The 22,518-nt window shown below is 67.1% G+C and carries 15 protein-coding genes, 1 tRNA gene and 4 pseudogenes; 12 read left to right on the top strand and 8 right to left on the bottom strand.

Going from position 1 to position 22,518, the window contains the following annotated elements:
- Nucleotides 1-44 precede the first annotated feature (44 nt).
- Genes CKW46_RS19350 through CKW46_RS19365 form a run of 4 tightly spaced genes read right to left on the bottom strand, consistent with a single transcriptional unit; the run spans nucleotide 45 to nucleotide 4,609 of the window.
- Nucleotides 45-1,466 carry an SRPBCC family protein gene (locus tag CKW46_RS19350; RefSeq protein WP_015356218.1) on the bottom strand — a complete coding sequence of 474 codons (1,422 nt, stop codon included), beginning with the start codon at nucleotides 1,464-1,466 and terminating at the stop codon, nucleotides 45-47.
- Between the two features lie 10 nt (nucleotides 1,467-1,476).
- A complete protein-coding gene (locus CKW46_RS19355) occupies nucleotides 1,477-2,490 on the bottom strand; it encodes an alpha-ketoacid dehydrogenase subunit beta (protein WP_015356219.1) in 1,014 nt (337 codons plus the stop codon).
- A complete protein-coding gene (locus CKW46_RS19360; protein ID WP_482052276.1) occupies nucleotides 2,487-3,548 on the bottom strand; it encodes a thiamine pyrophosphate-dependent enzyme in 1,062 nt (353 codons plus the stop codon). Before CKW46_RS19360 ends, CKW46_RS19355 begins: the two co-directional genes overlap by 4 nt.
- A 59-nt stretch (nucleotides 3,549-3,607) precedes the next feature.
- Nucleotides 3,608-4,609 carry an NAD-dependent epimerase/dehydratase family protein gene (locus CKW46_RS19365; protein WP_015356221.1) on the bottom strand — a complete coding sequence of 334 codons (1,002 nt, stop codon included), beginning with the start codon at nucleotides 4,607-4,609 and terminating at the stop codon, nucleotides 3,608-3,610.
- Between the two features lie 368 nt (nucleotides 4,610-4,977).
- Between CKW46_RS19365 and CKW46_RS19370 the strand changes: the two genes are divergently transcribed.
- The 6 genes and pseudogenes from CKW46_RS19370 (at nucleotide 4,978) to CKW46_RS19395 (ending at nucleotide 12,312) form a co-directional block, all read left to right on the top strand.
- Nucleotides 4,978-5,538 (top strand): 2,4'-dihydroxyacetophenone dioxygenase family protein, encoded by a 561-nt coding sequence (locus CKW46_RS19370; protein ID WP_012394978.1) that lies wholly within the window; start codon nucleotides 4,978-4,980, stop codon nucleotides 5,536-5,538.
- A gap of 422 nt (nucleotides 5,539-5,960) precedes the next feature.
- Nucleotides 5,961-7,437 (top strand): annotated as a pseudogene (locus CKW46_RS19375) (PE family protein).
- A gap of 176 nt (nucleotides 7,438-7,613) precedes the next feature.
- Complete coding sequence (locus CKW46_RS19380; RefSeq protein WP_012394980.1) at nucleotides 7,614-8,174, top strand: 2,4'-dihydroxyacetophenone dioxygenase family protein; 561 nt, start codon at nucleotides 7,614-7,616, stop codon at nucleotides 8,172-8,174.
- Between the two features lie 44 nt (nucleotides 8,175-8,218).
- Nucleotides 8,219-9,256 (top strand): zinc-binding dehydrogenase, encoded by a 1,038-nt coding sequence (locus CKW46_RS19385; protein ID WP_482052277.1) that lies wholly within the window; start codon nucleotides 8,219-8,221, stop codon nucleotides 9,254-9,256.
- Nucleotides 9,257-9,292: 36 nt separating this feature from the next.
- A complete protein-coding gene (locus CKW46_RS19390; RefSeq protein WP_117435299.1) occupies nucleotides 9,293-10,765 on the top strand; it encodes a WS/DGAT/MGAT family O-acyltransferase in 1,473 nt (490 codons plus the stop codon).
- Entirely contained in the window at nucleotides 10,762-12,312 is a 1,551-nt protein-coding gene (locus CKW46_RS19395; RefSeq protein ID WP_117435300.1) for a WS/DGAT/MGAT family O-acyltransferase, read from the top strand. Before CKW46_RS19390 ends, CKW46_RS19395 begins: the two co-directional genes overlap by 4 nt.
- A gap of 7 nt (nucleotides 12,313-12,319) precedes the next feature.
- On the opposite strand, the gene CKW46_RS19400 is transcribed toward CKW46_RS19395, so the two are convergent.
- From CKW46_RS19400 to CKW46_RS19415, 4 genes and pseudogenes are all read right to left on the bottom strand, one after another.
- Nucleotides 12,320-12,394 (bottom strand) — tRNA-Val (locus CKW46_RS19400).
- 56 nt (nucleotides 12,395-12,450) lie between these two features.
- Nucleotides 12,451-12,912, bottom strand: a complete 462-nt coding sequence (locus tag CKW46_RS19405) for a peroxiredoxin (RefSeq protein ID WP_015356255.1) — start codon at nucleotides 12,910-12,912, stop codon at nucleotides 12,451-12,453.
- Nucleotides 12,912-13,334, bottom strand: coding sequence for a DUF3052 domain-containing protein (locus tag CKW46_RS19410; RefSeq protein ID WP_499018117.1), 423 nt, complete (start codon nucleotides 13,332-13,334; stop codon nucleotides 12,912-12,914). The genes CKW46_RS19405 and CKW46_RS19410 overlap by 1 nt, the downstream gene beginning before the upstream one ends.
- Before the next feature lie 80 nt (nucleotides 13,335-13,414).
- Nucleotides 13,415-14,016 (bottom strand): annotated as a pseudogene (locus CKW46_RS19415) (Rv2240c family protein).
- Nucleotides 14,017-14,200: 184 nt separating this feature from the next.
- On the opposite strand from CKW46_RS19415, the gene aceE reads away from it, so the two are divergent.
- From aceE to kasB, 6 genes and pseudogenes are all read left to right on the top strand, one after another.
- A complete protein-coding gene (gene aceE, locus CKW46_RS19420) occupies nucleotides 14,201-16,990 on the top strand; it encodes a pyruvate dehydrogenase (acetyl-transferring), homodimeric type (protein WP_015356258.1) in 2,790 nt (929 codons plus the stop codon).
- Between the two features lie 133 nt (nucleotides 16,991-17,123).
- A complete protein-coding gene (locus CKW46_RS19425; protein ID WP_012394986.1) occupies nucleotides 17,124-18,434 on the top strand; it encodes a PucR family transcriptional regulator in 1,311 nt (436 codons plus the stop codon).
- 161 nt (nucleotides 18,435-18,595) lie between these two features.
- A pseudogene (locus tag CKW46_RS19430) lies at nucleotides 18,596-19,503 on the top strand (ACP S-malonyltransferase).
- A 72-nt stretch (nucleotides 19,504-19,575) separates the two neighbouring features.
- Entirely contained in the window at nucleotides 19,576-19,923 is a 348-nt protein-coding gene (acpM, locus tag CKW46_RS19435; protein WP_015356260.1) for a meromycolate extension acyl carrier protein AcpM, read from the top strand.
- Nucleotides 19,920-21,169 (top strand): annotated as a pseudogene (gene kasA / locus CKW46_RS19440) (3-oxoacyl-ACP synthase KasA). Before acpM ends, kasA begins: the two are co-directional and overlap by 4 nt.
- An 81-nt stretch (nucleotides 21,170-21,250) precedes the next feature.
- Nucleotides 21,251-22,504, top strand: a complete 1,254-nt coding sequence (kasB, locus tag CKW46_RS19445; protein WP_011739484.1) for a 3-oxoacyl-ACP synthase KasB — start codon at nucleotides 21,251-21,253, stop codon at nucleotides 22,502-22,504.
- Nucleotides 22,505-22,518 lie beyond the last annotated feature (14 nt).

The following is a 22,518-nucleotide window of genomic DNA, read 5'->3' on the forward strand; positions in this document are numbered from 1 at the left end:
GCCGTCAAGGCCCGATGGCCCCAGCGGATCGACCGCGAAATCGACTACGCGGTTATCCGGGCACCGGTCCGCTCGGCCCGGCGGGCCAGCCCGCGGACCAGAATGCGCAGCATCCTGGTGGTGATCAACGTCGAGCCGGGCAGCTGGGAACGGTACTGCGCCTCCCAGGTGATCGTGCAGCCTCCGGAGGAGTCCGGCTCGACGGTGACGAACGCGTGGTAGCGGTTCAGACCGGGCGCCCCCTTGGCGCGGTATTCGAAGCGGTAAGGCGCCTCGGCGGCGACCACCCGCTCGACCACCGACATCCCGGCCGGGCCGCCGCTGAGCCGCCGGACCAGGCCGACACCGTCGGTATCGCCGGTGCTGAGCACCTCGGAGCGCTGGAACGGAGTCCACTGGGCCATGGACTCGTGGTCGGCCAACACCGTCCACACCTGTTCGGGCGACGCCGCACAGCGGGCGACCGCGCGGGCCCGGGTAACGGGTGGTTCTTTTTCGGTGAAGCCGAGTTCGATCAGGTTGAACGGGTCGGCGCGGTGCCGATGCCCCTTGCTCCCATGAAACAGCAGCTCGATCGAGAAGCCCATCGGATCATTGACATAGCTGGCATGCCACCAGCGGTCCAGCAGGGTGGACTTGGTGCTGTTCGGGTGTATCCCGTGGTGCTGCCCCTTGGCGACGAGCGCGTCGAGGCTCGCCCGGTCCTGAGGTCCCAGCGCGACGTTGAGGATGCCGATGTCGCTGATGTGGTAGCCGGCCGGCCATGGCTTGCCGACCGGGTCGAGGTACTGCACCACCTCGAGCAGGCTGTCACCGGCGCGCACCACGAAGGATTCGCGATCTGCCCCGGCCAAGCCCCACAGCTGCTCGTGCTCGGGGTAGTGCAGCCGGTAGTCGACTTCGGGCAGCCCCATCACGTCCACCCAGGTTCGCCGCGCCTCGGCCAGGTCCGGCACCGACAGGGTGGCGAAGCGGGCGACCGCCGGCGATCCGGTGGGGCGCGCCGCCATGCCGGCAACCACAGGGTCCGCCTCCAGGATCTCCAGCAGGGTTCCATCGGGATCCTTGACACAGACCCGGCGAGAACCGGGCTCCCCCATGGGCTCGGTGAGCGGGGGCACGCGGCGGCGAGTGAGATTCCCCAGCGTCGCGTCGAAGTCGGTGACGTGGAAGCCGAGCATCGTGTAGCCGATGTCGCACGGGCGCCAGTCCTGCGGAATCGGACGCGGGTGCGGCTTGGAAAACTCGAACAGCTCCAGCTGGAAGCCGGGTTTGCCGTCCAGCAGCCACCAGCACACGCTGGTGGCGCCCGGCACGCCCTGGACGTCCTCGGAGCCCAGCGCCGGGATGAACATGTGGGTACCGCCGGCCTCGGTGAGGCCGAAGATGTCGCGGTACCAGCGCTGGGAGTGCTGGATGTCGCGAACGCTGAGCGCGATCTGGACAAGGGGAAGGGTGGTGGTCATCTCGGGGTCCTCAGGCTAATGACTTGGCGGCGGCGATGATCCGTTCCGCGTTGGGCAGGACGGCGTACTCCAGGTGTGGCGCGAATGGGATGGTCTGCTCGACCGCCACCCGCGCGTAACGGGCGCTGGTCCCGGCTTCCAGCAGCAGCGCGGCGACCTCGCCGGTGAGCCCGCCGCGAAGGTAGTCCTCGTCGGCGACGACCACCCGGCCGGTCCGGCTCACGTGCTCGACGATGGCCTCCTTGTCCAGTGGGGCCAGGGTGCGCAGGTCCAGCACGGTGGCCTCGATGCCGTCGGCGGACAGTCGCTCGGCCGCCTCGAGGCAGCGATGCACGCCGACGCCCACCGACACCAGCGTCAGGTCTGACCCGTCGCGTCGAATTGCCGCCTGGCCGAACGGAATCGGCTCGACCCGGTCGGGCACCTCGCCGCGGACACCGGCTGCGGGCTGCACGTCGGTCAGGTCGACCGTGGACCGCTGGTCACCACCGAGGTAGTCCAGGATCTGCTGATCGAGCAGCTTGGGGGTGAGGAAAACGGTGAACTCGTCGCTGCGCACGGCCGACAGCATCAGGCCCGCCGCGTCGGCCGGCGTGGAGGGCACGACGACCTCGGTCGACGGGTAGGACGCCAGGGTGCCCCACAGCGTCTGCTCGTGCTCGCCGCCGTCGGCGTACCAGCCGCCGACCCCGGCCCGTAGCACCATGGGCACGTTCCAGCGGCCACCGGAGAAGTCCTTGAACTTCGAGCCCGCGTTGATGATCGCGGACCAGCCGACGGTGCCGAAGTCGATCATGTACAGCTCGACGACCGGACGCAGCCCTGCCATCGCCGCACCGACTCCGGCGTACATGAACGCCTGTTCGGAGATCGGGGTGTCGCGCACCCGGTCGGGTCCGAATCGACTCAGCAGCACCCGGCGCAGGATCTGGACGTCTTCGCCCCAGGTGAGCACCCGCGGATCGGCGGCCATCGCCTGCCCGAGTGCGTGGTCGACGGCCTCGTCGTAGCGCATGATGGTCATCGGTCTGCTCCTGTCTTGATGCCGAAGCCGGCCCGCTTGCCGACGCGGGCGCGTGCTTCGGTCATGGCGGCGAGCACCTCGGCTCGCTCCTGGGCTTCGATGGCGGTTGCGGCGTCCGCGCTGATCAAGGACCGGCCCCGGCGGACGGGATCCTTGCCGGCAGTGCGGCCCACGTCGTAGGCGAACCGCGCGGCGCGCTTGCCGATGCCGGCCATGGCGCTCAGTTTGTCTGTGCGCGAACCGCTTTCGGTGGCGGTCAGCCCGGAACGCAGCTCCGGCACCCAGACCGACAGCTGCTTGCGGGGGGCACGCAGCAGGCCGACCAGCGGATCGCCTTCGAAGTGGCCGCCGGGCCGGTGGCAGGTGACGTAGAGGAAGCCGGATCCGTTGCCGGAGCGGGCACGCTCGATGAGCCGCCCCGCCGCTGCGTGCACGTCGGCGACCTTGTGTCCGGCGGCGCTGGCGACCTCGAGTCCAAAGCCGCGTGCTCGGCTGATCGGGTCGGCACCGGTCTGGTCCTTGGAGTAGGTCGTGATGCCCCATTTGTTGTCTTTGCAGACGAACACCACGGGCAGGTTCCACGCCACGGCCATGTTGTAGGCCACCATCAGCATTCCCTGGTTCATCGCGGCCTCCCCGTGGAAGGCGATCGCGACGCTGCCCGGGTGCAGCCGGGTGTGCGCGATCGCATGTCCGACAGCCAGCGGGCCGGCGGCACCGACGATGCCGCCAGCTCCGGCGCGCAGATCGGGGTCGAAGATGTGCATGTGCCCCGCCATGCCGCTGGCGATGCCCTGGTCGGAGCCCAGCACTTCGAGCATCAGGGCCTGCAGGTCGATGCCCCGACCCACCAACGGCGCGGTGTTGCGGTGGTCCAACGCCAGGGTGTCGAATTCGAATAGCTGGGTGAGGATGCCGGCGACGATGCCCTCTTCGCCGATGGCGGAGTGGTATTCGCCGGGAACCAGCCCCTCCTGCCACGCCTCGACCAGGGCCTCTTCGGCCAGACGCATCCGCACCATCATCCGGTAGACGCGGGCGGCGTCGATGGGGCTCATTCTGCGCGTTCCTTTCTTTCGTGTCTTTCGTGGAATCCGTTGGTGCCTAGGCTCGGATCTCAAATGAGGCCCTCATGGCGGGCCCATTCTTTGGATCGGGCCATCCCCTCGTGATAGGAGACGACCGGCTTGAATCCCAAGCGGTCACGGGCCTTGTCGTTGGAGACGACATAGCGGCGGTTGAGCATGTGCAGCAGGGCCGGGCCGAGTTCGCTGCTCATACCGAGTCGACGCTGGATGCGGCCGATGGCTCCCAGAGCCGGTGCACCGATCCGGATCGGCACCGAGCGGACCTTTGCGCCGGTCCAGGACGCGACCTCGCCGAAGTACTCCTGGCAGCTAACCGCCAGCTCCTCGCCGAGGTTGAAAACCTCCCCGGCGATGCCCTCGGTGGCCAGGACCAGCACCATGGCGTCGACGAAGTTGTCGATGTAGATCACGTCGAACACGCCGGAGCCCCGTTCCGGCAAAATCAGCTGGTTGGCCTTGGCCATCGCGATCGGCTCGCGGATCCACACCGAGCCGGGGCCGTAGACGTCGGCGGGACGCACGACCACCATCTCCATGCCGCGGTTGGCGTTGGCGAGCGCGACCAACTCGGAGTTGGTCTTGGTGTCGACGTAAGTGCTCAGGCCGGCGGTCACCCTGGTCGGGTAATCCTCGGTCACGTGGTCGGGAAAATCCCACCCGTACGCGGCGATCGAGCTCAGGTGCACGAACCGGCGCACCCCCGCGTCGACCGCGGCGTCGATGACCTTCTTGGTCCCGAGCACGTTGACGTCCCAAGCGGTTTCGACCGCAACCACGGTGCTCACCAACGCCGCCAGGTGCACGACCGCGTCGACGCCGTCCAGTGCCGATGCCCAAGCGGCCGGGTCGGCAGTGCTGCCGGCGATGATTCCGTTGGCGGGATCTGCGACCAGGTCGACGCCGGTCACCCTCGCGCCGAGCTGGCGTAGCCGGGCCGCGAGGTTTGCGCCGATGAAGCCGTTGGCTCCGGTGATGAAGATCTTGCGCTGGGCGAAAAACGGTGCGGGACGCGCAGATTGGTCGGTGCTCACGATGGGTTTCCATTCGCTGTGGACGTTGTTGTTAGCCCTTAGCCTGCCCGTCCGGGCCGTCGATGTATTGACAGCAAGGGACGCCTACTTGACCCGAGGGGACGCACATGCGATCGAGGCACCTGCCACCCAGCGATGAGGCGCCGAGCACGGCCATCGAAAACCCGCGGATCACCACCGGCACCACGGCGATGCCCGGCGGCCGCAAACACCCCACCCCTAGGCCAGGCGTGCGGGTTCCGCCGCGGGCTTCCGATCGCCGAACGTCCCTTACGGTCAAGCGTTTGTCCCTTACCGTCAAGACATCAGGGAGCGCCGCAGGCACGGTTGGAGTCGACAGCCCCGCCATATCCCGAAAGGACCCCACCATGACCCTGGCGACCGCACCCGCACCGGCGACCACCGCAACTGGCGCCCCGTTGCCCCTGGTGGCCCTGCCGCAGGGCGAACTGCTGACCGTCAACGAACACGACGTACCCCTGGTGCACGACGCCCTCGGCCCCGGCGTGCACTTCAAACCCCTGCGCCTGGACATCGAGAACGGCGAATGGCTGGTACTGGCCACCTTCGAACCCGGCGCCACCGTGCCGCTGCACTACCACACCGGCACCGCCGAGGTCTACACGCTCTCCGGCTGCTGGCACTACCTCGAGTACCCCGACCAGCTGCAAACCGCCGGCTCCTACCTCTACGAGCCGGGCTCGTCGGTGCACACCTTCGTCACCCCCACCACCAACACCGAAGACACCGTCTTCCTGGTCCGCGTGCAAGGCGCCAACATCAACTTCACCGACGACGGCCAGTTCGACTCCATCCTCGACGCCGCCCTGATCGCCCACGTGACCCAACTGAAGGCCGAAGAGCAAAACCTCGGACCGATCAACTACATCGGCGGCGGCGCCGCCGGCCACACCACCAAGGAGGCCTGACACCCAGCAGTTCTCCCGCCAGACCCGAACCGTAGATCCCGGCGCGGCCGAGCCACTCGAGCCGCGCCGGGATTCACCGTGGGCGGTCCGGCCACGATCACCGCTCGGTGCTCACGTTACGAATTCGAGCAATCTCAATGCAGATCAGGACAATTCACGCCGGGCCTGTCCGCACGACCCTAGCGGCGTGCCAAACAGGTTTAACCACATAGCATCTGCATATCCGATGCACATGATCACCGGCCGGCAGTGCACGAAATGGTCATCCACTAGGCGCGTCACCACACGCAATCAGCAAGTAAGCAAAGAACTTTGGCTATAACCGCGACGCGGTATATCGCCTGAAGTTACAGTGACGGTGCCCGGCTCATGGTGGTCGTCGAAGCGCACACCGGATTGTGATGATCTTCTGGAGGTTTCGAATGTCGTTGGTGATCGCAGTACCCGAACTGGTGGAGGCTGCGGCAACCGAGCTGGCCGGAATCGGCTCGGCACTGGGTCAGGCCACCGCGGGCGCGGCAGCCCCAACCGTGAACATCCTGGCCGCCGCAGAGGACGAGGTGTCGGCGGCGATCGCGGCGGTGTTCTCCGGGCATGCCCAGGCCTACCAGGCCGCCAGTGCCCAAGCCCAGGTTTTTCAACGGCAATTCGCACGGGCCCTGGCCGCCGGGGCGACCTCGTATGCAGGCGCCGAGTCCGCCGCCGCAGCGGCGTTGGCCAACCCGGCCCAAGTGGTGCCCCAGGATCTGCTAGGGGCGATCAACGCACCCGTGCTGGCGCTTACCGGGCGCCCGTTGATCGGCAACGGCGCCAACGGCGCCCCGGGCGGCTGGCTGCTCGGCGACGGTGGTGCGGGCGGCTCGGGTGCGCCCGGTAAGGCCGGCGGGGCCGGTGGGGCGGCCGGGTTGTGGGGCTCCGGCGGCGCCGGCGGGGCCGGCGGCAGTACCAGCAGCGGAGTTGCTGGGGCCGGGGGTGCGGGCGGGGCCGGCGGCTGGCTGCTGGGCACCGGTGGCGCCGGCGGAGCCGGCGGATTCAGCGGGATTTTAGCCCCCGGAACGGGTGGGGTCGGGGGGGCCGGCGGGACCGGCGGACTTCTGGGGGGCGGGGGGGTCGGCGGCGCCGGCGGGACGGCACATTCAGTTTCCACCGGGGTGCCGGTGGGGCCGGTGGAGCGGGTGGATTGTTGTCCGGGCTGGTCGGCGCCGGTGGCGGCCACGGCGGCGCCGGCGGAATGACAATAGGTAATTCTGAGGCTGGTGGTGCCGGTGGGGCCGGTGGCGATGCCGGGCTGCTCGGCGGGCCGGGTGGGGCCGGCGGCACCGGCGGGCCTGGCCCTTATAGCCAAGCTCACGGCGGAGCGGGTGGGGCCGGTGGGAATGCCGGATTGCTGTTCGGCAGCGGCGGCATCGGCGGCACGGGCGGATTTGGGAGCGCCAGCGCCGGGGACGGAGGCACGGTGGAAGCGCCGGGCTGCTGCTCTCGGGCGCCGGAGCCGGTGGCGCCGGCGGGTTCGGCGTGAGCGGCCCCGGCGGTGCCGGCGGGCGTGGCGGTGACGCCGGCTGGCTAGGCGATGGCGGCGCCGGGGGCACCGGCGGAATTGCCCAGCGCGATGACGGCGGCGCCGGCGGGGCGGGCGGCGCCGCCGGACAGCTGTCGGGTGGCGGCGGCGCCGGCGGCCAAGGCGGCCAAGGCAACGTCGGCGGCACCGGCACAGGCACCGGCGGTGACGGCGGGGCCGGCGGCGACGCCGTGCTGATCGGCAACGGCGGCAACGGCGGCAACGGCGGCAACGGCGGCAACGGCGGCACCGATGACACCGGCGCACCCGCCGGCAGCCCCGGCGCCGGCGGCAACGGCGGAATTCTGCTCGGCGCAGACGGAAACGACGGGCTGGGCTAGCAACCCCAATCTCGATCGGCGCGCGAACCCACGCTGATCAGGCTGCCGGGCGGATGTGCCCCGGATCACCGATATGTCCCTTGCTGTCAAGCACTTGTCCCCTGGCGTCAAGATTTGGGGTCTCCTGGCGGGCACAGTTGGAGTCATCAAGCCCAACACTCCCGAAAGGCTCCACCATGACCCTCATGACCGCCCCCGCTCCGGCTGCCACCGCCACCGGCGCACCGCTGCCGCTGGTAGCTCTGCCCCAGGGTGAGCTGCTCACCGTCAACGCCAACGACATTCCGCTGGTTCGCGATGCCCTCGGTGACGGCGTGCACTTCAAGCCGCTGCGCCTGGACATCGAGAACGGCGAGTGGGTGGTGCTGGCGACGTTCGCGCCCGGTGCGCGGATCCAGCTGCACTACCACACCGGCACCGTCGACGCCTGGACCATCAGCGGCTCCTGGCACTACATGGAATACGCCGACCAGCCGCAGACCGCCGGCTCCTACCTGTTCGAGCCCGGCTCCTCGGTGCACACGCTCGCCTGCCCGGCAACCAACACCGAAGACACCGTGGTCCTGTTCCGGGTCAGCGGCGCCAACGTCAACTTCACCGACGACGGCCAGTTCCACTCCATCCTGGACGCGGCCCTGATTGCGCACTTGACCGGTCAACTCGCCGAGGCGCAGGGGCTCGGTCCGATCACCTACATCGGTGGCGGCGCCGCCGGCATCACCGCGGGTGGTGCGTGATGCGTGCGGTTTTGATGCAGGACTCCCAGCTGCAGGTCGCCGAGGTGCCCGAGCCGGTGCCCGGCCCCGGCGAGGTGCTGGTCGATGTGCTGGCCTGTGGCATCTGCGGATCGGACCTGCACTGCGCGGCCCACGGCCCGGAATTCAACGCGGCCACCCAGGCCGCGGGTGGATTCGACATGATGGATCTCAGCCGTCCGGTGGTATTCGGACACGAGTTCGTAGGCCGCATTGCGGCCTACGGACCCGACACCGACCAACGCATCCCGGTCGGCCGCCGCGTGGTCTCGGCACCGTTTCTGCTCCGCGAGCAGAAGGTGACCCTGGGCTTCGCCGGCCCTGCGGCACCCGGCGGCTACAGCGAGCGCATGCTGCTGTCCGAACCACTGCTGATCGAGGTGCCCGATCACGTGCCGACCGAGGTCGCCGCACTGACCGAACCACTGGCGGTGGCCTACCGCACGGTGGCCCGCGTCGACACCACCACCGACGACGTCGCCCTGGTGGTCGGGTGCGGACCGATCGGGCTCGCCGTCATCGCGGTGGTCAAGATGAAAGGCGTCGGCCCCATCGTCGCGTCGGACTTCTCTCCCGAAAGGCGGTCCCTGGCAGCACAACTCGGTGCCGACGTGGTCCTCGACCCGAACGAGAACTCCCCGTTCGAGGCCTTCATGGCGGCCGCAGTCACCGACGACCCGGCACGAATGGCACCCGCGCACACCGTGTTCGGACAGTTGCCGTTTCGTCCCACCGTCGCGTTCGAATGCGTCGGCGTCCCCGGCCTGATCCAGCAGCTCATCGCCGGTGTCCCGCCCGGCACTCGGATCGGCGTGGCGGGCATCAACATGAGCTCGGATCACTTCGAGCCCGCCCAATGCATCGCCAAGGAACTCGACATCCGCTTCTCGCTGTACTACACGCTCGACGAGTTCGCGCAGACCTTCGCACACCTGGCCGTCGGCGATTTCGACGTGGCCCCGCTGCTGACCGGGACCGTCGCGTTAGAAGGCGTCGCCGACGCCTTCGAGCGGCTCCGGAACAACCCGCACGACGCGAAGATCCTGCTCGACCCGACGCGCTGAACACCCCGTCCCCTCTCCCGAGAAAGCTCCGACAAAATGCGCGCCCTCACCAGTCTCGACAGCATGTTTCTTGCCGCCGAAGATGGTCGAACCGTCACCAATGTGTCCAGCCTGGCGGTCATGGACCGCACCGATGAGTCCGGTAAGGAACTCACCCGGGCGGACATCGCCGAACTGTTGGCCGACCGCCTGCACCTACTGCCCCCGCTGCGCTGGCGGCTGGCCACCGTTCCGCTCGATCTGGGCCACCCGTGGTGGGTGGAGGGCGAGGTGGACCTCGACTTCCACGTCCGCGAGACGGCGGTGGTGGCCCCGGGCGACCGGGCCGCACTCGAGACGTTGGTCGCTCGGCTGTCGGCCCATCCGATGGACCGCTCCCGCCCGCTGTGGGAGGTGTATCTGATCCAGGGTCTGCAAGACGACAAGGTCGCACTGCTGACCAAGCTGCACCATGCCGCGGTGGACGGGATGTCGGGCGGGGAGGTGCTCAACGTAATGTTCGACACCACGCCGCAGGGGCGGGTGCTGCCACCGGCCCCGCGGTACCGACCTGAGAAAGAGCCCGACCAACTCGGGATGTTGGCGCGCACCATCGTGGGCATGCCACGCCGCCAATGGCAGTCCGCGGGCGCGGCTCGGCGCACGCTGACCCATTTGGATCAGATCGCAACCCTGCGCTCGATACCCGGCGTGGCGGCGGTGGGGAGCGCGATGCGACGAGCCCAAGCACCCATCCGCAGGGGGCCATCGGCACCCAGCCCCGCGACGGTGACCGCGCCCAGACTGGGTTTCAACGGCAAGATCTCCCCGCATCGACGGGTGGCGCTGACCAGCTTGCCGCTCGAGGACGTCAAGGAGATCAAGACCCACTTCGAGGCGACGGTCAACGATGTCGTCGTCACCCTGTGCGCCGGTGCCCTGCGCCGCTGGCTCGCCGATCGCGGTGAACTTCCCGAACAGCCGCTGGTGGCGGCGATCCCGGTGTCGGTTCGCGCCGAAGCCGAGTTCGGAACGTATGGCAACAAGGTGGGCACCATGCTGGCGGCATTGCCGACCGACGTGACCGATCCGGCGATTCGCCTGCAGCGGTGCCGCAAGGAGCTGCGTGCGGCCAAACGCCGCAATGAGGCGGTGCCGGCCTCGTTGATGCGCGATGCCAATGATCTGGTCCCGCCGGTGCTGTTCGGGCCGGCGATGCGCGCGATGACGGCCGTCGCGGCCAGCGACGCGCTCTCTCCGGTCGCCAACCTCGTCATCTCCAATGTGCCGGGCCCCCGGTCGCCGCTCTACTGCGCGGGCCGACGGGTTTGCGAGCACTACCCGGTGTCCACGATCAGCGACAGCCTAGGCCTGAACGTCACGGTCTTCAGCTACACCGATCGTTTGGAAATCGGCTTGGTGGGTGACCGCTATCTGGTCAAGGACCTGGACCGCCTCGCCGATGCGTTCGGCGCGAAACTCGCTGTGCTCGAGCAGAGCGTGCGCAAGCCCCGAGGAGGCCGCAAATGAGACGGCTCAGCAGCGTTGATGCCCAATTCTTCGCGATGGAGGACGGCCGCAACCATTCTCACGTCTGTCAGCTCACCATCGTCGAGGCCACCACCACGGATGGCCTGCGACTGGACGGGCAGCGGATCCGCGGCCTGTTGGCCCAGCGCATCGACCTGATGCCGCCGTTGCGCTGGCGGGTGCGTGAGGTCCCGTTCGGCATCGACTATCCCGTGCTGGTGCAGGACGACACATTCGATCTGGATTCGCATCTCTGGGAAAGCGCGCTCCCCGCACCCGGGGATGACGAACAACTCGGCCGGGCCGTCGCCGATATCGCGTCGAGGCCGCTGGATCGGGCTCGACCGCTGTGGGAACTCCACGTGATCCACGGCCTGGCCGGCGACCGCGTCGCGCTGGTGACCAAGTTGCACCACAGCGTGATCGACGGGGTCTCGGGCATGGAGTTGCTGGGCGCGTTGCTGGACACCGTTCCCTTCCCGGACGCCGGGCCGGACCTCGAAAAACCCCCGACCGGCACCGCGATCGGCGACGCACCCAGTGACGCCGGGCTGCTGGCGCGCGCGCTCGCCTCGTTGCCCGTTCAGCCCGCGCGAATGGTGCGGGGTCTGCCGCCCATGCTGCGCCATATCGATCAACTCCCCACCATGCGCCACCTGCCCGGTGCCGCCGTGATCGCCAAAGTCGCCGACCGCGCCGAACGGCTCGCCACCCGCAACAAAGACGGTCGCAATCTGCAGCACCCTCGGGCCGCTGCCCCGAAAGTCTCCTTCGGCGGCAGGATTTCGGCACAACGGCGATTCGCATTCGGGTCGTTGCCGCTAGACCAGATCAAGGCCGCCAAGTTCGCCGTGCCCGGCGCAACCGTCAACGATGTCGTGGTCGCCGTGTGCGCCGGGGCCTTACGGCGACGCATGATCGCTCGGGGCGACGACGTGGCGACTCCCCTGGTTGCCATGGTGCCGGTGTCGGTGCGCACCGGCGAGCGACAGTACGGCAACCAGATCTCCTCGATGATCGTGCCGATTCCCACCGACCAGGCCGATGCCCGCGCCCGGCTGATCTCCGCCCACCAGGTCATGCGGGCGGCCAAGGAACGGCACCGCGCCATCCCCGCCAAGCTGCTCACCGAGGCGAACCACACCGTTCCCCCGGCGCTGCTGACCCGGGCCGCCCGGGTGATCTCGATGACCACCGGCTCGGGTTGGATAAGGCCGCCATTCAACGTGACGATCTCGAACATCCCGGGATCGCCGGACCCGCTGTACTGCGCGGGAGCCCGGGTGGTGTCCCAACACCCGGTGAACGTCCTGCTCGACGGGATGGGCCTGAGCATCACCCTGCTCAGCTACCAGGACCGGCTTGACTTCGGGCTCACCGCCGATCGCGAATTGCTGCCCGACGTCTGGCACCTCGCCGACGAACTGGCGGCCGAACTGAGTGCCCTGGCCGCCGAGGTTGGCGCGCCGAGGAATCCGGTGGCCGATGGTGCACCCACGGGTACGACGGGCCGGCCAACGGCCAAACCCGGTGCGATCCCCCGCTGAACGAACTTGGTGGGCGCGGACGGTATCGAACCGCCGACCGCTGGTGTGTAAAACCAGAGCTCTACCACTGAGCTACGCGCCCTATGCACGCCGCAGGATACACGCCCGAGACGTCAACACCCAAAAATCTTGGCCCGCTCAGGCCTGTAATGCCGCCAACGCATCCGTCCACAGCCGCTGATCGCGGGCCTCACCGGGCTGCTTCATCTCGGCGAACCGAATGATCCCCACCCGGTCGACCACGAAAGTCCCGCGGTTGGAGATGCCGGCTGTGTCGTTGAACACACCGTAGGCCTGGCTGACCGCGCCGTGCGGCCAGAAATCCGACAGCACCGGGAAGGTGAATCCGCTTTGGGTGGCCCAGATCTTGTGGGTGGGTGGTGGCCCCACCGAAATCGCGACCGCCGCGGTGTCGTCGTTCTCGAACTGCGGCAGATGGTCACGTATCTGGTCCAACTCGCCCTGACAGATCCCGGTGAAGGCCAGCGGGAAGAACACCAGCAGCACGTTCTTGGCGCCGCGGTAGTCGCTGAGCGTGACCGGCTGCTGATTCTGGTCGCGCAGCGTGAAGTCCGGAGCGGTGGCTCCGACTTCAAGCATCAGCGCTTCCCGGCCCGCGACTTGGGCTGGACCAGCCGACTGGCAGCCCAGTTACCCAGGTTGACCGAGGACGTCGGCATCAGCCCCGCGGTGGGGGCCGACTCCGCGATGTCGGCCGGCAGCACGTGGCCGGGCTGGCCGGTCTTGGGTGTCAACACCCAGATCACGCCATCCTCGGCAAGCGGGCTGATTGCGTCCATCAGAGTGTCGACCAGATCCCCGTCGCTGTCTCGCCACCACAGCAGCACGACGTCGACCACCTCATCGGTGTCTTCATCGAGCATTTCGCTGCCGCAGGCTTCCTCGACGGCAGCGCGGATCTCATCGTCGGTATCTTCGTCCCAGCCCCACTCCTGGACGACTTGGTCTCGTTGGATGTCCAGTTTGCGAGCGTAGCTCGGGGCGTGATCCGCCGCGACCACCGTGGAACCTCCCTTTTCCTTCACACAAAGTGCGATTCGCACTATCGTCGCACAAACATGATCGAACCAATACGGCTACCTCAGTAGGAAGCCATGCAAAGCTTCAAAGCCTTGGTCTTGGTGTCGTTGAGCTGATCGACTCTTCTGTTGAACTCCCCCGTCGGCGCATGCGTGCCGATCGCGTTGGCCACCGAACGCGCCGCGTCCGTGTAGGCGTTGAACGCGTCGCGCATATCCGGTGACAGCGCCTCGTTGAGTGCGCTGGAAACCGAAGAAGCGCTGTTGTTGAGCGCTTCGATGGCCGGGCCTTCGGTCGGGCCGGTGCTGCGTCCGGCATTGAACGCGCCGACGAACTCGTTCACCTTGTCGATGGCTTCCTTGCTGGTGGTGGCGAGGGTTTCGCACGAGGTGCGAATCGCCTTGGTGGTCAGCGACTGTTGCCGCTGGGACTCGCGCACGCTCGAAGTCGCCGCGGAGGCCGAAATCGACAGCGATACCGATGAGCGGTAGGCCGGAGCCACCTTGGTGTCCGGGGTGGCCGTGCCGTCGGTGACGCTGGTGCATCCCACGATGCCCATCAGCAGCACCGCGATGCAACCGAGTGCCTGGGCACCTCGCCGGGCGCGCGAACCAGAGAAAGCCCCCCGTGCCGGCGAGGAACGGCACGCCATCCGATGAGCACGGCTAGTGACGTTACCGGGTCGGGGCTCGGACTGGCTTCAACGCATCCAATTCGTTGTCACAGCGGCCATCGGAGCCATCTCACGGCATCGACCGGACGGCGGCTATCTACTCGAAACGTCGGTGCGGCACGATAGGAAGACGATCACCCCACCCGATAGCCCGCCGACTACAGGAGCGGAAGTTTGACCACCGAGTTCGTCCGCCACGATCTTGCCAAAACCTCAAGCAGCGCAAGCGAACCCGACCGCGTTCGGGTCATTCGCGAAGGCGTGGCGTCCTACCTGCCCAATATTGACCCCGAGGAAACTTCGGAATGGCTGGAGTCATTCGACGCACTCTTGGAGCACTCCGGACCGGCGCGGGCGCGCTATTTGATGCTGCGACTGCTCGAGCGGGCGGGCGAACAACGCGTCGCCATCCCGTCATTGACCTCAACGGATTACGTCAACACCATCCCCACCGAGTTGGAGCCATGGTTTCCCGGCGATGAGGATGTCGAGCGCCGCTACCGGACCTGGATCAGGTGGAACGCGGCAATCATGGTGCACCGCGCACAACGCCCGGGCGTCGGCGTCGGTGGCCACATCTCGACCTACGCTTCGTCCGCGGCCCTCTACGAGGTCGGCTTCAACCACTTCTTCCGCGGCAAATCGCATCCCGGCGGCGGAGACCAGGTGTTCATCCAGGGCCATGCCTCCCCCGGCATTTATGCCCGCGCGTTCCTGGAGGGACGACTCAGCGCGGATCAGCTTGACGGCTTCCGGCAGGAGCACAGCCACCCCGGTGGCGGGTTGCCTTCCTACCCGCACCCACGGCTGATGCCCGACTTCTGGGAATTCCCGACCGTGTCGATGGGCCTGGGTCCGCTCAACGCCATCTACCAGGCGCGGTTCAACCACTACCTGCACGACCGCGGCATCAAGGACACCTCCGATCAGCACGTGTGGTGCTTCCTGGGTGACGGCGAGATGGACGAGCCGGAAAGCCGCGGACTGGCCCACATGGGCGCGCTGGAAGGCCTGGACAACCTGACCTTCGTGATCAACTGCAATCTGCAACGCCTGGACGGCCCGGTCCGCGGCAACGGCAAGATCATCCAGGAGCTGGAGTCCTTCTTCCGCGGCGCGGGCTGGAACGTGATCAAGGTGGTCTGGGGCCGCGAATGGGATGCGCTGCTGCACGCCGACCGCGACGGCGCGCTGGTGAACCTGATGAACAGCACCCCCGACGGCGACTACCAGACCTACAAGGCCAACGACGGCGCCTACGTGCGCGACCACTTCTTTGGCCGCGACCCCCGGACCAAGGCCCTGGTGGCCAACATGAGCGACCAGGAGATCTGGAACCTCAAGCGTGGCGGCCACGACTACCGCAAGGTCTATGCCGCCTACCGCGCCGCCGTCGACCACAAGGGTCAGCCGACGGTGATCCTGGCCAAGACCATCAAGGGCTATTCGCTTGGCGCGCACTTCCAGGGCCGCAATGCCACGCACCAGATGAAAAAGCTTGCCCTCGCCGACCTCAAGCGGTTCCGGGATTCGATGCGCATCCCGGTCAGCGATGCCCAGCTCGACGAGGACCCCTACCTGCCGCCCTACTACCACCCGGGCTCGGACGCCCCGGAGATCCGGTACATGCTTGACCGGCGCCGCACCCTGGGCGGGTTCCTGCCCGAGCGCCCGACCAAGGCCAAGACCCTGACCCTGCCCGGCCCCGACGCCTACAAGGTGCTCAAGAAGGGGTCCGGACAACAAGAGGTCGCCACCACCATGGCCCTGGTCCGTACCTTCAAAGAACTGTTGCGCGACAAGAACATTGGGAATCGGATCGTCCCGATCATTCCCGACGAGGCCCGCACCTTCGGGATGGACTCCTGGTTCCCGTCGCTCAAGATCTACAACCGCAATGGGCAGCTGTACACCGCCGTCGACGCGGAACTGATGCTGGCGTACAAGGAAAGCCACGTCGGCCAGATCCTGCACGAGGGCATCAACGAAGCCGGGTCGGTGGGCTCCTTCACCGCGGCCGGCACCTCGTATGCGACCCACAACGAGCCGATGATCCCGATCTACATCTTCTATTCGATGTTCGGGTTCCAGCGCACCGGCGACAGCTTTTGGGCCGCCGCCGACCAGATGGCACGCGGGTTCGTGCTGGGTGCGACCGCTGGACGCACCACGCTGACCGGTGAGGGTCTGCAACATGCCGATGGCCACTCGCTGCTGCTGGCCGCGACCAATCCGGCGGTGGTCTCCTACGACCCGGCGTTTGCCTACGAGCTCGCCTACATCATCGAAAATGGCCTGTCTCGGATGTTCGGGGAGAACCCGGAGAACATCTACTTCTACATCACCGTTTACAACGAGCCGTATGTGCAGCCGGCCGAGCCGGAGAACTTCGATCCCGAGGGCGTGCTGCGCGGCATGTACCGCTACCGCGCGGCGACCAAACAGTGCGCGCACAAGGCTCAGCTGCTGGCCTCCGGGGTGTCGATGCCCGACGCGCTGAAGGCGGCGCAGATGCTGGCCGACGAGTGGGACGTCGCGACTGACGTGTGGTCGGTGACCAGTTGGAGCGAGCTGAACCGCGACGGGGTGTCCGTCGAACGTCACCGGCTGCGTCACCCCGGTGAACCCGCCGGTGTCGCCTACGTGACGACGGCGCTGGAAGGCACCAGCGGCCCGGTGGTCGCGGTATCGGACTGGATGCGCGCGGTGCCCGAGCAGATCCGGCCCTGGGTGCCCGGGACCTACGTCACCCTGGGCACCGACGGGTTCGGTTTCTCCGACACCCGGCCCGCCGCCCGCCGCTACTTCAACACCGATGCCGAGTCACAGGTGGTCGCGGTGCTCGAGGCGCTGGCCCGCGACGGTGAGATCGATGAGTCGGTGGCCGTCACCGCCGCCCGTCAGTACCGGATCGATGATGTGCAGGCCGCGCCGAAGCAGACCTCGGATTCCGGCGTCGCATAACCCCCGGCCGTTCGTCGCCGTGCGTCACGCCAGTGTGACGCACGGCGGCGACCGCCACGCTGGCGTGACGATCGACGCCCGGCTCGCAAAACTTTTAGCAGGTTCTTCTAGAAATCAGGCGTAGCTTTTAGGCGTGAACGACAACCAGTTTTCCGCGATCGCGCGACTTGGGTCTGCAAGATCGCCGCTGGAACTCCTGGAAACCGTGCCCGATTCCCTGCTGCGGCGGTTGAAGCAGTACTCCGGCCGGCTGGCCACCGAGGCGGTCTCGGCCATGCAGGAGCGGCTGCCGTTCTTCGCTGACCTGGAAGCCTCCCAGCGCGCCAGCGTGGCACTGGTGGTGCAGACGGCAGTAGTGAACTTCGCCGAGTGGATGCAGAATCCGCGCAGCGACGTCAGCTACACAGCGCAGGCGTTCGAACTGGTACCCCAGGACCTGACCCGACGCATCGCGCTGCGCCACACCGTGGACATGGTGCGCGTCACCATGGAGTTCTTCGAGGAAGTGGTGCCGCTGCTGGCTCGATCCGAAGAGCAGCTGACCGCCCTGACGGTGGGCATCCTGAAATACAGCCGGGATCTGGCCTTCACCGCCGCCTCGGCCTATGCCGACGCCGCCGAAGCGCGCGGCACCTGGGACAGCCGGATGGAGGCCAGCGTGGTCGACGCGGTGGTACGCGGCGACACGGGTCCCGAACTACTGTCGCGGGCGGCGGCACTGAACTGGGACACGACCGCTCCGGCGACGGTGGTCGTGGGCACGCCGGCATCGGCGCGCGACGGCTCCGACGGCAGCGAACGGGCCATCCAGGACGTCCGGGACGCCGCCGCCCAGCACGGCCGAGCGGCGCTGACCGACGTGCACGGCACCTGGTTGGTGGCGATCGTGTCCGGCCACCTGTCCCCCACCGACAAGGTCTTTAAAGACCTATTGGAGGCCTTTTCCGACGGGCCCGTGGTGATCGGCCCCACCGCCCCCATGCTGACGGCGGCCTATCACAGCGCCAGCGAGGCAATTTCCGGCATGAATGCGGTGGCCGGCTGGCGCGGAGCCCCGCGCCCCGTGCTGGCCCGGGAATTGCTGCCCGAACGAGCCCTGATGGGTGACGCGTCGGCCATCGTGGCGCTGCACACCGACGTGATGCGACCGCTGGCCGATGCCGGTCCAACGCTGATCGAGACACTGGACGCTTACTTAGATTGTGGCGGTGCTATTGAGGCCTGTGCCAGGAAGTTGTTCGTTCATCCAAACACCATCCGCTACCGACTCAAGCGGATCACCGATTTCACCGGGCGTGATCCGACTCAGCCACGCGATGCCTATGTCCTTCGAGTGGCCGCGACGGTGGGCCAACTGAACTACCCAACGCCGCCGTCGGGCGCCGCCAACAACACCATCACGCCGGTTCCACTCCCGGTCAGAAGGGGTACGGAAGGGCCATAAAGACCCGACCTGAGCCAATAGTGACCTAGAGCACAAGTCGCGGGGCGATCTCAAACATGTAGCTTACCGAGCTGTTTTGTAGGGTTCCCACAAAAACCTAAGACGAGGTTCATAATCTGTTACACCGCGCAAAACCGTCTTCACAGTGTTCTCTTAGACACGTGATTGCGTTGCTTGCGCCCGGACAAGGCTCCCAGACCCAGGGAATGCTGTCGCCGTGGCTGGAACTGCCAGGCGCGGCGGACCAGATCGCCTCCTGGTCGCAGGCCAGCGGCCTGGACCTCGCCCGCTTGGGCACCACCGCGACGACGGAGGAGATCACCGACACCGCGGTTGCTCAGCCCTTGATCGTTGCGGCCACCCTGCTGGCCCACCAAGAGCTGATCAGGCGGGGCTTGCTCAACGACCAAGAAGTGATCGTGGCCGGGCACTCGGTCGGCGAAATCGCGGCCTACGCGATCGCCGGCGTGATGGCCGCCAACGATGCTGTCTCGCTTGCCGCCACCCGCGGCGCGGAGATGGCCAAGGCGTGCGCCACCGAGCCGACCGGCATGTCCGCCCTGCTGAGCGGCACCGAGGACGAGGTGCTGAGCCGCCTCGAACAACTCGACTTGGTCCCCGCCAACCGCAACGCCGCCGGCCAGATCGTTGCCGCCGGTCGCCTAACCGCGTTGGAGAAGCTCGCCGAGGACCCACCAGCGAGGGCCCGAGTACGCGCCCTGGGGGTCGCCGGAGCGTTCCACACCCAGTTCATGGCTCCCGCGCTCGAGGGGTACGCCGCGGCGGCCGAGGCCATCGCCACCGCTGAGCCCACCGCGACGCTGCTGTCCAACCGCGACGGCAAGCCGGTCACATCTGCGGCTGCGGCGATGCAGCCTCTGGTCTCGCAGCTCACTCAGCCGGTCCGATGGGACCTGTGTACCGCGACCATCCGCGAGCACAGTGTCACGGCGATCGTGGAGTTCCCCCCGCGGGCACCCTCACCGGCATCGCCAAACGCGAACTTCGGGGGGTTCCGACGCACGCCGTCAAGTCACCCGCAGATCTGGACGAATTGGCAAACCTCTAGCCACCGGTTACGTCCAGAACCAAAGCACGTCAATTCGATTTACACACAACATATTACGAAGGGAAACAAGTCGTGGCCGTCAGTCAGGAAGAAATCATCGCCGGTATCGCCGAGATCATCGAAGAGGTCACCGGTATCGATCCGTCGGAAGTTACCCCGGAGAAGTCGTTCGTCGACGACCTGGACATCGACTCGCTGTCGATGGTTGAGATCGCCGTGCAGACCGAGGACAAGTACGGCGTGAAGATCCCCGACGAGGACCTCGCCGGTCTGCGTACCGTCGGTGACGTCGTCTCCTACATCCAGAAGCTCGAGGAAGAGAACCCCGAGGCTGCCGAGGCCCTGCGCGCCAAGCTCGAGACCGAGAACCCCGAGGCTGCCGCCAACGTCAAGGCGAGGCTGGAAGCAGAGAGCAAGTGACCAAGCCTTCCACTGCTAATGGCGGTTACCCCAGCGTTGTGGTAACCGCCGTCACAGCGACGACGTCGATCTCGCCGGACATCGAAAGCACGTGGAAGGGCCTGTTGGCCGGCGAGAGCGGCATCCACGTCCTTGATGACGAATACCTCACCAAGTGGGACCTGCCGGTCAAGATCGGTGGGCACCTCAAGGATCCGGTGGACAACCACATGGGCCGGCTGGACATGCGACGGATGTCGTATGTCCAGCGCATGGCCAAGTTCCTGAGCGGGCAACTCTGGGAGTCCGCCGGCAGCCCCGAGGTCGATCCGGACCGGTTTACCGTCGTGGTTGGTACCGGTCTGGGTGGCGCCGAGCGCATCGTTGAGAGCTACGACCTGATGAACGAGGGCGGGCCCCGTAAGGTGTCCCCGCTGGCCGTTCAGATGATCATGCCCAACGGTGCCGCGGCGGTCGTTGGTCTGCAGCTGGGCGCCCGCGCCGGGGTGATCACTCCGGTGTCGGCGTGTTCGTCGGGTTCGGAGGCCATCGCCCACGCATGGCGTCAGATCGTCATGGGTGATGCCGACGTCGCCGTCTGCGGTGGCGTCGAAGGCCCCATCGAGGCGCTGCCCATCGCGGCGTTCTCCATGATGCGGGCCATGTCCACCCGCAACGCCGAACCCGAGCGCGCCTCGCGGCCGTTCGATAAGGACCGTGATGGTTTCGTGTTCGGCGAGGCCGGTGCGCTCCTGCTCATCGAGACCGAGGAGCACGCCAAGGCCCGTGGCGCCAAGCCGCTGGCCCGGCTGATGGGTGCAGGTATCACCTCCGACGCGTTCCACATGGTGGCTCCTGCCGCCGACGGTGTGCGTGCCGGCCGGGCGATGCAGCGGTCCATGGAGTTGGCCGGTTTGTCCCCAAGGACATCGACCACGTCAACGCGCATGGAACGGCGACACCGATCGGTGATTCCGCCGAAGCCAACGCCATCCGGGTGGCGGGGTGCGAGAACGCGGCGATCTACGCGCCGAAGTCGGCACTGGGTCACTCCATTGGCGCGGTCGGCGCGCTCGAGTCGGCGCTCACCGTGCTGTCGCTGCGTGACGGAGTCATCCCACCCACCTTGAACTACGAGACACCCGATCCCGAGATCGATCTAGATGTTGTGGCAGGCGAACCGCGTTACGGCGAATTCCAGTACGCCATCAACAACTCGTTCGGCTTCGGCGGCCACAACGTGGCGCTCGCTTTCGGGCGCTACTAAGCACGGTGTCCGGCAACGAAGCAGGCCCCTAACGGCCCGAAGAGGAGCCGGACAGATACGGAAGGAATCTTCGCAACACCCATGACAGAGCTGGTTACCGGGAAAGCGTTCCCGCATGTAGTCGTCACCGGCATTGCCATGACTACTGCACTCGCAACCGACGCTGAAACCACGTGGAAGCTGTTGTTGGACAGCCAAAGCGGGATTCGCACGCTCGACGACCCGTTCGTTGAGGAGTTCAACCTGCCGGTTCGCATCGGCGGGCACCTGCTCGAAGAGTTCGACCACCAACTCACCCGGGTCGAACTGCGTCGGACGGCTTACCTGCAAAGAATGTCCACCGTCATCGGCCGCCGAGTTTGGGAGAACGCCGGATCCCCCGAGGTCGACACCAACCGTTTGGCGGTATCGATCGGCACCGGGTTGGGCTCAGCTGAGGAGCTCGTCTTCGGGTACGACGAAATGCGGGTGCGTGGGTTTCGCGCGATCTCCCCATTGGCCGTGCAGAAATACATGCCCAACGGAGCCGCGGCGGCCGTCGGTCTCGAACGCCACGCCAAAGCGGGTGTGATGACACCGGTGTCGGCGTGTGCGTCCGGTTCCGAGGCCATCGCCCGCGCCTGGCAGCAAGTCGTGCTCGGTGAGGCCGACATCGCCATCTGCGGTGGTGTGGAAACCCGGATCGAGGCGGTGCCGATCGCCGGATTCGCCAACATGCGGATCGTGATGTCCACCAACAACGACGACCCCGCCGGTGCCTGTCGGCCATTCGACAAGGACCGCGACGGCTTCGTGTTCGGCGAGGGCGGCGCCTTGATGGTGATCGAGACCGAGGAGCATGCGAAGGCTCGCGGCGCCAACATCCTGGCCCGCATCATGGGCGCCAGCATCACCTCGGATGGCTTCCACATGGTCGCGCCGGACCCCAACGGGGAACGCGCCGGACATGCGATCACCCGGGCCGTCCAGCTCGCGGGCCTGCAGCCCAGCGACATCGATCATGTCAATGCCCACGCGACCGGCACCCAGGTCGGTGACGTCGCCGAAGGCAGGGCCATCAACAACGCCCTCGGCTCCCACAAGCCGGCGGTGTACGCGCCCAAGTCCGCTCTGGGCCACTCGGTTGGTGCAGTCGGTGCGGTGGAATCGATCTTGACCGTCCTCGCGTTGCGGGACCAGGTCGTTCCGCCGACACTGAACCTTGTCAACCTCGATCCAGAAATCGACCTAGACGTGGTAGCGGGTAAGCCGCGGCCTGGCAATTACAGGTACGCGGTCAACAACTCGTTCGGATTCGGCGGACACAACGTGGCAATCACGTTTGGGCGGTATTAACACCCAAGCAACAC

The organism is Mycobacterium liflandii, assembly GCF_022354805.1.
Classification (GTDB): Bacteria; Actinomycetota; Actinomycetes; order Mycobacteriales; family Mycobacteriaceae; genus Mycobacterium; species Mycobacterium marinum.

Bases quoted from the DNA above. Each gene is read 5' to 3' on its own strand.
- CKW46_RS19355 (WP_015356219.1), bottom strand. From the start codon at position 2,490: ATGACCATCATGCGCTACGACGAGGCCGTCGACCACGCACTCGGGCAG.
- CKW46_RS19380 (WP_012394980.1), top strand. From the start codon at position 7,614: ATGACCCTCATGACCGCCCCCGCTCCGGCTGCCACCGCCACCGGCGCA.
- CKW46_RS19405 (WP_015356255.1), bottom strand. From the start codon at position 12,912: ATGCTTGAAGTCGGAGCCACCGCTCCGGACTTCACGCTGCGCGACCAG.
- CKW46_RS19395 (WP_117435300.1), top strand. From the start codon at position 10,762: ATGAGACGGCTCAGCAGCGTTGATGCCCAATTCTTCGCGATGGAGGAC.
- CKW46_RS19360 (WP_482052276.1), bottom strand. From the start codon at position 3,548: ATGAGCCCCATCGACGCCGCCCGCGTCTACCGGATGATGGTGCGGATG.
- CKW46_RS19390 (WP_117435299.1), top strand. From the start codon at position 9,293: ATGCGCGCCCTCACCAGTCTCGACAGCATGTTTCTTGCCGCCGAAGAT.
- kasB (WP_011739484.1), top strand. From the start codon at position 21,251: ATGACAGAGCTGGTTACCGGGAAAGCGTTCCCGCATGTAGTCGTCACC.
- CKW46_RS19350 (WP_015356218.1), bottom strand. From the start codon at position 1,466: ATGACCACCACCCTTCCCCTTGTCCAGATCGCGCTCAGCGTTCGCGAC.
- CKW46_RS19370 (WP_012394978.1), top strand. From the start codon at position 4,978: ATGACCCTGGCGACCGCACCCGCACCGGCGACCACCGCAACTGGCGCC.